The sequence below is a fragment of the Polaromonas sp. CF318 genome (genome assembly GCF_000282655.1).
Classification (GTDB): Bacteria; Pseudomonadota; Gammaproteobacteria; order Burkholderiales; family Burkholderiaceae_C; genus Polaromonas.
Window position 1 is genome coordinate 1 of the sequence record NZ_AKIV01000089.1, and the last position, 8,694, is coordinate 8,694.

Annotated in this window: 11 protein-coding genes; all 11 read left to right on the forward strand. The window is 66.5% G+C overall.

Translation table 11 applies throughout. The features are described 5' to 3' along the window. A partial coding sequence (locus PMI15_RS25335) for a hypothetical protein (RefSeq protein WP_238541143.1) occupies positions 1-227 on the forward strand: 227 nt, incomplete at its 5' end. Positions 228-325: 98 nt separating this feature from the next. After that, entirely contained in the window at positions 326-730 is a 405-nt protein-coding gene (gene flgB, locus PMI15_RS16870; protein ID WP_007871730.1) for a flagellar basal body rod protein FlgB, read from the forward strand. A gap of 32 nt (positions 731-762) precedes the next feature. Next, positions 763-1,179: a flagellar basal body rod protein FlgC gene (flgC, locus tag PMI15_RS16875; protein ID WP_007871733.1), complete on the forward strand. Its 417-nt coding sequence runs from the start codon at positions 763-765 to the stop codon at positions 1,177-1,179. Between the two features lie 49 nt (positions 1,180-1,228). Then, the gene (locus tag PMI15_RS16880; protein WP_007871735.1) at positions 1,229-1,894 is read left to right on the forward strand and encodes a flagellar hook assembly protein FlgD; all 666 of its coding nucleotides are present in this window, start codon (positions 1,229-1,231) and stop codon (positions 1,892-1,894) included. Between the two features lie 108 nt (positions 1,895-2,002). Further along, complete coding sequence (gene flgE, locus PMI15_RS16885) at positions 2,003-3,289, forward strand: flagellar hook protein FlgE (protein ID WP_007871737.1); 1,287 nt, start codon at positions 2,003-2,005, stop codon at positions 3,287-3,289. Between the two features lie 43 nt (positions 3,290-3,332). Continuing rightward, positions 3,333-4,073, forward strand: coding sequence for a flagellar basal body rod protein FlgF (locus PMI15_RS16890; protein ID WP_007871739.1), 741 nt, complete (start codon positions 3,333-3,335; stop codon positions 4,071-4,073). A gap of 63 nt (positions 4,074-4,136) precedes the next feature. Continuing rightward, positions 4,137-4,919: a flagellar basal-body rod protein FlgG gene (gene flgG, locus PMI15_RS16895; RefSeq protein WP_007871741.1), complete on the forward strand. Its 783-nt coding sequence runs from the start codon at positions 4,137-4,139 to the stop codon at positions 4,917-4,919. Further along, on the forward strand, positions 4,919-5,590 hold the full coding sequence (locus tag PMI15_RS16900; RefSeq protein ID WP_007871742.1) for a flagellar basal body L-ring protein FlgH: 672 nt from the start codon (positions 4,919-4,921) through the stop codon (positions 5,588-5,590). Before flgG ends, PMI15_RS16900 begins: the two co-directional genes overlap by 1 nt. A gap of 2 nt (positions 5,591-5,592) precedes the next feature. Continuing rightward, positions 5,593-6,741 (forward strand): flagellar basal body P-ring protein FlgI, encoded by a 1,149-nt coding sequence (locus PMI15_RS16905; protein WP_007871743.1) that lies wholly within the window; start codon positions 5,593-5,595, stop codon positions 6,739-6,741. Further along, the gene (gene flgJ, locus PMI15_RS16910) at positions 6,741-7,679 is read left to right on the forward strand and encodes a flagellar assembly peptidoglycan hydrolase FlgJ (RefSeq protein ID WP_007871745.1); all 939 of its coding nucleotides are present in this window, start codon (positions 6,741-6,743) and stop codon (positions 7,677-7,679) included. The genes PMI15_RS16905 and flgJ overlap by 1 nt, the downstream gene beginning before the upstream one ends. 119 nt (positions 7,680-7,798) lie before the next feature. Then, the coding region (locus PMI15_RS25490) for an MCP four helix bundle domain-containing protein (protein ID WP_193372154.1) at positions 7,799-8,694 on the forward strand (896 nt) is incomplete at its 3' end.

The window sequence follows — 8,694 nt, forward strand, 5'->3', positions numbered from 1 at the left end:
ATGGCTTTCATCTGCGTCAATCTGCGAAATCTGCGGATATGAATTTCCTTTATCCGCAGATGACGCAGATTTCCACAGATTCTAGAAACCGGCAGCACAAGCCAAGGCCTGAAGTGGGCGGCAATCGGCCTGCTGTTCATCCGATTGAAAAACGTCCACCGGTAGTGCAATGCATGGAGTCGGAATGTGTGACCCGGCATCCCCGGAAGGCTCGAATTGGCCGCTGAAACACCGTCTGTTCCGCTGATTAAAAAAGCCGGCAATTCCTACAATTTTTCAAAGGCGGCACCGCGCGAACGCGGTGCCCCGGCACGGAGAAAGATCAATGATCGACAAACTGGATTCAGCGCTGCGCTTCCACCAGGAGGCGCTGAGCCTCAGGGCGCGGCGGCAGGAAGTGCTGTCGGCCAATATCGCGAACGCGGACACGCCGCACTACAAGGCGCGCGACTTCGATTTCAGCAGCCGGCTCCAGGAAGCGCTGGAGCGCGGTCGCCAGTCCGGCGCCATGAGCATGTCGACCACGTCGGCACGCCATCTGCCCGGCGAGGCGCGTGCCACGGGCGCGGACGAGCTGCTCTACCGCACGCCCGCGCAATCCAGCATAGACGGCAACACGGTGGAGATGGACATGGAGCGTGTCAATTTCGCCGACAACGCCATGCGCTACGAGGCCAACCTCACGCTGCTGGGCGCCAAGATCAAGTCGCTGCTGGCGGCGGCCCAGTAATCCACTCCACACACATCACAAGGTTGCAGCCCATGGCGGATTTCAACAGCTCCAGCGGCATCTTCGCGATCGCCGGTTCCGCCCTGACGGCGCAGTCCCAGCGCATGAACGTGGCGGCCAGCAATATGGCCAATGCCGACAGCGTGGCCGGCCCCGACGGCCAGCCCTACCGCGCGCGCCAGGTGGTGTTCGAGACCGCGCCCGTGCCCGGTGACGCCATAGGCGGCGTGCGCGTCTCGCGTGTTGTTGAAGATCAGTCCCCCTTTCGCCTGGTGCACGACCCGAAGAACCCGGCTGCCAATGCCGAAGGCTATGTGGCCATGCCCAATGTCAACCCGGTTGAGGAGATGGTCAACATGATCTCGGCCTCGCGCTCCTACCAGGCCAATGTCGAGGTGCTCAACACCGCCAAGACGCTGATGCTCAAGACCTTGACCGTCGGCCAGTAAACGCCGCGCGCCTGCCTCTTCCACCCATCCCTCCACAGGAAACCTCCCCATGGCCGTGAACGCACCCTCCGCATCCGACCCCGCCAGCACGCTGAACGCCCTGGCCTCGCAGCAGGGTTCCGCCGCCGACAGCGAGCAGCGCTTCCTCAAGCTGCTGGTCACGCAGCTGAACAACCAGGATCCGCTGAACCCGCTGGACAACGCGCAGCTGACCTCGCAGCTCGCGCAGATGAGCACCGTGAGCGGCATTGAAAAACTCAACGGCGCGGTGCAGTCGCTGCTGGCCCAGAGCGGCGCCAGCCAGGTACTGCAGTCGGCCGCGCTGATAGGCCGCACGGTGCTGGTGCCGGGCAAGGAGGCGGCGGTCAAGGACGGCGTGCCGGAAAAATTCGGCATCGACCTCGCCGGCGCGGCCGATTCGGTGAAGGTCAGCGTGAAGAACGCTGCCGGCGAGGTGGTCCGCACTTTCGACCTGGGCGCGCTGCCGGCCGGCGTGAAGATGGTCGACTGGGACGGCAAGACCGACACCGGCGCCGCCGTGCCCGACGGCAACTACACCCTCAGCGTGACGGCCAAGGCCGGCAAGGAGGACGTGCAGTCCCTGGCGCTGACCTATGCCAAGGTCGCCAGCGTGGCGCAGGTCTACGGCGGCGCCTCGCTGGACCTGGGCGGCGGCCGCAAGGCCGGGCTCGACGAAGTCCGGCAGGTGCTCTGATTTTTTTGTGAGGTAGCGGCCTGACGGCCCCGGGGCAGTGGCCCCTTTTCCCTTTAACCGCAAGCAAGCAATCAACGCAAGCAATCAACTGAATCAAAAGGAAACACCATGGGTTTCGCACAAGGGGTGAGTGGCCTGAACGCCTCCGCCAGCAATCTTGACGTCATCGGCAACAACATCGCCAACTCCGGCACGGTGGGCTTCAAGTCGGGCAACACGCTGTTCTCCGACGTGTATGCGGGCTCGCGCGTCGGCTTGGGCACGCGGGTCGCGGCCGTGGTGCAGAACTTCAGCGCCGGCGCGGTGCAAAGCAGCACGCGGGGGCTGGACGTCGCCATCGTCAACGGCGACGGCTTTTTCCGCCTGGCCAGTCCCAGCGGCGAGATCATGTATTCGCGCAACGGCCAGTTCGACCAGGACGCCGACGGTTTTATCGTCAACGCGGGCGGCCTGCGCCTGACCGGCTACCAGCGCTCGGCCAACGGCACGGTGGCCGGTGGCACGCCCGGCCCGCTGCAGCTGCCCACCGCGGCGATGGCGCCCAGGGCGACCCAAAGCATCGTCTCGCAGTACAACCTCGATTCGCGCAGCACGGTGCCCGCGGCCACGCCCTTTGACGCCAACAACTCGGCCACCTACAACTATTCGAACCCGGTCAAGGTCTACGACTCGCTGGGCAACGCGCACGAAATCAACACCTTCTTCGTGAAGACCGGCCCCAACGCCTGGAGCGTTTACGCCACGGCCGACGGCTACCCGCTCAACGCGACCGGCGGCATGATCGCCGCGCCCACGCCGGCCGGCCCGCCCGTGGTCGCCAACAGCGCGCCGCTGGCCACCGGCACCCTGGGGTTTGACGGCAACGGCAACCTGGTCGCCGGCGCGCCCACCACGCTGGTGGGCGGCAAGATCAACTTCGCCGGCCTGAACTTCGCCAACGGCGCCAACGCGCTGACCTTCACCATGGACCTGACCAGCTCCACCCAGTTCGGCAACGTCAACGACCCGAAAAAACTCACGCAGGACGGTTTCACCTCGGGCCAGCTCACGGCCTTCGCGATCAATGAGGACGGCACCATCACCGGCAAGTATTCGAACGAGCAGACCCAGACCCTGGGCCAGGTCGTGCTGTCCTCCTTTGTGAATCCCAACGGCCTGCAGCCCAAGGGCGACAACGTCTGGGCCGAGACCGCCGAATCGGGCCAGCCCCTGACCGGCTCGCCGGGCAGCGGCACCAAGCTGGGGGCGCTGGCCTCGGGCGCGGTCGAGGCCTCCAACGTGGACCTGACCGGCGAGCTCGTCAACCTGATCATCGCGCAACGCACCTACCAGGCCAATGCGCAGACCGTCAAGACGCAGGACCAGGTCATGCAGACCCTGGTGAACATGCGCTGACGCGCGTGGGACAGCGCGCCAGACCTGAGCAGCAAGGAACAGCATGGACCGGATGATTTACATAGGCCTGGGCGGTGCCAAGCAGGCGCTGGAGCAGCAGGCCTCGGTGGCCCACAACATGGCCAATGTGTCCACGCCGGGCTTTCGCGCGCAGATCAACAGCTTTCGCGCCGTGCCCGTGGTTGGCGAGGAAATGGGTACGCGCGCGCTGGTGGTGGCGACCACACCGGGCGCCGACATGAGCGCCGGCCCCTTGATGCAGACCGGCCGGCCGCTGGACGTCGCGGTGCGCGGCGAGGGCTGGCTCACGGTGCAGATGCCCGACGGCAGCGAAGCCTACACGCGCCTGGGCAACCTGCAGGTGGACGCCGAGGGCCAGGTCAGCACGCAGGGCGGCCGCCCCCTGATGGGCGACGCCGGCCCGCTGGTGGTGCCGCCGGGCTCCGCGCTGGTGGTGGGCGGCGACGGCGTGCTCACGGCCATAGGCGCGGGCGACCCGGCCGTGGGTGCGGCCGAAGTCGGCCGCCTGAAGCTGGTCAACCCGGCCGCGGCCGACCTGGTGCGCGGCGACGACGGCCTGTTCCGCATGCAGGCCGGCCGGCCCGCGCCGCAGGCCGACCCGCAGGTGCGCCTGCAGACCGGCGCGCTGGAAGGCAGCAACGTCAACCCGGTCGAGGCCATGGTGCAGATGATTTCCAACGCGCGGCGTTTCGAGATGCAGATGAAGACCCTGCAGACCGCCGAGAGCAACGACCAGCAGGCCAACAAGCTGCTGTCGAGTTGAGCCGCCGTCCGGCCGCCCCATTGATCCCCTCTTTGAGACCTTTTCCCCCGCAGGAGTTTTCCCATGATTCGTTCCCTCTGGATCGCCAAGACCGGCCTGGATGCGCAGCAGACCCAGCTCGACGTGGTCTCCAACAACCTGGCCAACGTGGGCACCACGGGCTTCAAGCGCAGCCGCGCGGTGTTTGAGGACCTGCTGTACCAGAACCTGCGCCAGAGCGGCGGCCAGACCTCGGACCAGACCCGCATGCCCTCGGGCCTGCAAATCGGCACGGGCGCGCGCGTGGTGGCGACCGAGCGCATACACACCCAGGGCAACCCGACCAAGACCGACAACCCGCGCGACGTGTCCATCAACGGCAGCGGTTTTTTCCAGGTGCTGATGCCGGACGGCACCAATGCCTACACACGCGACGGATCCTTCCAGCCCGACCAGAACGGCCAGCTCGTGACGGCCAACGGCTACCCGCTGCAGCCGGCCATCACGCTGCCGCAGGACACCACGGGCCTGACCATAGGCCGCGACGGCACGGTCTCCATCACCCAGGGCGGCTCCAGCGCCAGCGTGCAGATAGGCCAGATCCAGCTCGCGACCTTCATGAACCCGGCGGGCCTGGAGAGCAAGGGCGAGAACCTGTATGTGGAAACCGACGCCTCGGGCGGCGCCAACCAGACCGCACCCGGCCAGAACGGCGCGGGCGTGCTGAACCAGGGTTATGTCGAATCGTCGAATGTGAACGTGGTGGAGGAACTGGTCAACATGATCCAGACCCAGCGCGCCTACGAGATCAACAGCAAGGCGGTGCAGACATCCGACCAGATGCTCGCGCGCCTGGCGCAGCTGTGATGAACGGCTGGATGGCCGTCGCCGCCGGGCTGCTGCTGGGCGGCTGCGCCCAGATGCCGCGCGAGCCCATCGTGCACCAGCCCATGACGGCGCGCTACGACGCGCAGCCGCGCCAGGCCGTGCCGGCCCACGGCTCCATCTACCGCACGGCTTTCGGCGCGCAGGCGCTGTTCGAGGACAGGCGGCCGCGCCAGGTGGGTGACATCCTGACCATCATCGTCAACGAGAACATCAACGCCAGCAAAAATTCGGCCGCCGACGCGAGCCGCACCAGCAGCGCCACCTCGGCCCTGGGCCTGGTGCCCAAGCTGCTCAGCGGCCTGGTCTCCAGCGACCAGGATGCCGACGCGAGCGGCAAGAACACCATCAGCGCCAAGGGCGGCGCCAATTCCAAGAACACTTTCAACGGCGTGATCACGGTCACGGTGGTGGAACTGCTGGCCAACGGCAACCTGCTGGTCAGCGGCGAAAAGCAGATGCTGATCAACCAGGGCACGGAATACATACGCTTTTCCGGCGTGGTCAACCCGCGCACCGTGGGTGCCAACAACTCGGTGCCCTCGACCCAGGTGGCCGACGCGCGCATCGAGTACAGCGCCAAGGGCTATATCGACGAAGCGCAGACCATGGGCTGGCTGCAGCGCGTCTTCCTCAACGTATTGCCGTTCTGACCATGCATGCCTTGTTCCATTTCACCGCTCCGGGTATCCGCGCGCTCACACTGTGCCTGCTGCCGCCGGCCCTGGCTGCACTGGCCGTGCTGGCCCCGCTGCCCGCGCAGGCCGAGCGCATCAAGGACCTGGCCAGCATCCAGGGCGTGCGCGACAACCCGCTGATTGGCTACGGCCTCATGGTGGGCCTGGACGGCAGCGGCGACCAGACCATGCAGACGCCCTTCACGACGCAAAGCCTGAACAACATGCTGGGCCAGCTCGGTGTGACGGTACCGCCCGGCACCAATATGCAGCTCAAGAACGTGGCGGCCGTGATGGTGACCGCCGTGCTGCCGCCCTTTGCACGTCCCGGCCAGGCCATAGACGTCACCGTGTCCTCGCTGGGCAATGCCAAAAGCCTGCGTGGCGGCACCTTGCTGATGACGCCGCTCAAGGGCGCGGACGGCCAGGTCTATGCGCTGGCCCAGGGCAATATGGTGGTGGGCGGCGCGGGCGCCTCGGCCAGCGGCACCCAGGTCAAGGTCAACCAGCTCAGTTCGGGCCGCATTCCGGCCGGCGCGATTGTCGAGCGCGCGGTGGAGTCCCCGCTGGGCGGCGACGGCACCTTGATGATTGAGCTCAACAAAACCGATTTCGGCACCGCGCAGAAAGCCGTGGACGCCATCAACCGCAGCTTCGGCCCCGGCACGGCGCAGGCGCTGGACGCGCGTGTGATCCAGGTCAACGCGCCGGCCCGGCCCGAGGAGCGTGTCGGTTTCCTGGCCCGGATCGAGGATATCGACGTGAACCCCTCGCAGGCCGTGGCCAGGGTGGTCATCAACGCGCGCACCGGCTCGGTGGTGATGAACCAGGCGGTGCGCATCAACGACTGCGCGGTGGCGCACGGCAGCCTGTCGGTGGTGATCAACACCGATCCGGTGATCAGCCAGCCCGGGGCATTCTCGGGTGGCAACACGGTTGCCACCCAGCGCTCGCAGATCGAGCTGAGCCAGGGCGGCGGCGCGCTGCAGGTCGTCAAGGGCGGCGCTTCGCTGGCCGACGTGATCAAGGGCCTCAATGCCCTGGGCGCCAACCCGCAGGACCTGGTGTCCATCCTGCAGGCCATGAAGGCTGTTGGCGCGCTGCGCGCCGAACTGGAAATCATCTGATGCGCGACGTGAACCTCGCCAGCCTCAACACCCCGGCCTCCGGCGTCCTGGACCAGCGCCTGTCGCTGGACGTGCAGGGCGTGGACGAGCTGCGGCGCACGGCGCGCAGCTCGCCGCAGGAAGGCATGCGGCAGGCTTCGAAACAGTTTGAAGTGATGTTCATGGGCATGGTGCTCAAGAGCATGCGCGAGGCCACGCCTTCGGAGGGCCTGTTCAGCAGCCAGTCGGAAAAAATGTACACGTCCATGCTGGACCAGCAGCTCGCGCAAAACCTCTCGGGCCGCGGCCTGGGCCTGGCCGACGCCATGTATGCGCAGCTCAGCCGCATGGCGGGTGGCGAGGCCAGTGAAACCGGCGTGGGGGCCCCCAAAGCTGTGCCGCTGCCGCTTCCGGCACCGGCTGTTCCCCTGAGCCGCGCGCCCGACCTGTCTCTGTATGAAGAAGCCACGGCGCAGGCGACGCTGAGCCGCAGCGCGTTGCCGCAGGCGCAGGTCGAGGCTTTTGTCTCGCGCCTGCTGCCGGCCGCGCAGCGCGCCAGCGAGGCCAGCGGCGTGCCCGCGCAACTGATCATGGCGCAGGCGGCGCTGGAGTCCGGCTGGGGCAAGCGCGAAATCCGCAAGGAAGACGGCAGCAGCAGCTTCAATGTCTTCGGCATCAAGGCCGACCGCGGCTGGAAGGGCCCCGTGGCTGAAAGCGCCACCACCGAATACGTCAACGGCGTGCCGCAAAAGACACGCGCCGCTTTCCGCGCCTACGGCTCCTATGAAGAGGCCTTTGCCGACTACGCGAAATTCCTGGCGGGCAACCCGCGTTATTCCGGTGTGGTCGCCACACGCGACCCGGCCGAGGCGGCGCACGGCCTGCAGCGCGCCGGCTATGCGACCGATCCCGGGTACGGCGGAAAGCTGGTGCGCATCATGCGGCAGATGAGCACATAGGCGTTCGCCGCCGGCCGGCGGCAGCCGGGAGAGTTTGGGTTAGTTATCTGGGTCCAAGGCCTGCATCCGCGGCCGTACAAGGAAATAAAAATATGCAATGGTTTCATCAACTCCGTGTCATGACCAAACTGGTCGGCAGCTTTCTCATCGTGGCGGCCATAGGCGCCATCATCGGCGGGCTGGGCATTTTTCACATGGGCCGCATCAGCGCCGCCACTGAAAGCCTCTACAACCAGGAAGTGCTTGCGCTCAAGGGCGTGCAGGAGGCGAATATCCACCTGGTCTATGCCAGCCGGGCCCAGATGGCTTTGCAGTCGGCCTCGTCCATCGGCGAGCGCAACACCGGCAAAAAGGACATCACGGCGGCGCTGCAAGGCATTGAGGACCGCATGGCCGAGGTCAAGCCGCTGCTCGAAGACGACGCCAAGGGCCAGGCGCTGTACCAGCAGTACGCCGCCAAAATGCCGCAGCTCAAGCAGCGGATGAACGACTTTGTGGTCCTGCTGATGAAGCAGTCGCTGGACTCCTCGCAGTACGACGGCAAGGTGGCCGAGGACAGCGCCGTCCTGCTCAAGGAATCGCGCGCGGTGGAGGAAATCCTGCAGCAGATGGTCAGCTACAGCGACCAGCAGGCCAAGGCCAGCATGGAGAACGTGGCCGCGACCTACCGCAACTCACGCCTGGCCATGGTGGTGCTGGTGCTGGGCGGCATCGCGGCCAGCGTGGGCCTGGGCGTGGCGATGGCGCGCATGCTGGGCCAGCAGATAGGCGGCGAGCCGGCCTATGCCGCGGCCATTGTGGACCGCGTGGCCGAAGGGGACCTGACGGTGCACGTGGCGCTGCGCAAAGGCGACAGCCGCAGCCTGCTGTACGCCATCCACAAGATGCAGCAGGAACTGGCGCGTGTGATCAGCCAGATCCGCCAGGCCAGCGGCACCATCGCGACGGCCAGCAGCGAGATCGCGGCCGGCAACCATGATTTGTCATCGCGCACCGAGCAGCAGGCCAGCTCGCT

Coding starts and splice junctions, on each gene's coding strand:
- flgG (WP_007871741.1), top strand. CDS start 4,137: ATGATTCGTTCCCTCTGGATCGCCAAGACCGGCCTGGATGCGCAGCAG.
- PMI15_RS16880 (WP_007871735.1), top strand. CDS start 1,229: ATGGCCGTGAACGCACCCTCCGCATCCGACCCCGCCAGCACGCTGAAC.
- flgJ (WP_007871745.1), top strand. CDS start 6,741: ATGCGCGACGTGAACCTCGCCAGCCTCAACACCCCGGCCTCCGGCGTC.
- PMI15_RS16900 (WP_007871742.1), top strand. CDS start 4,919: ATGAACGGCTGGATGGCCGTCGCCGCCGGGCTGCTGCTGGGCGGCTGC.
- PMI15_RS16890 (WP_007871739.1), top strand. CDS start 3,333: ATGGACCGGATGATTTACATAGGCCTGGGCGGTGCCAAGCAGGCGCTG.
- flgC (WP_007871733.1), top strand. CDS start 763: ATGGCGGATTTCAACAGCTCCAGCGGCATCTTCGCGATCGCCGGTTCC.
- PMI15_RS16905 (WP_007871743.1), top strand. CDS start 5,593: ATGCATGCCTTGTTCCATTTCACCGCTCCGGGTATCCGCGCGCTCACA.
- flgB (WP_007871730.1), top strand. CDS start 326: ATGATCGACAAACTGGATTCAGCGCTGCGCTTCCACCAGGAGGCGCTG.
- flgE (WP_007871737.1), top strand. CDS start 2,003: ATGGGTTTCGCACAAGGGGTGAGTGGCCTGAACGCCTCCGCCAGCAAT.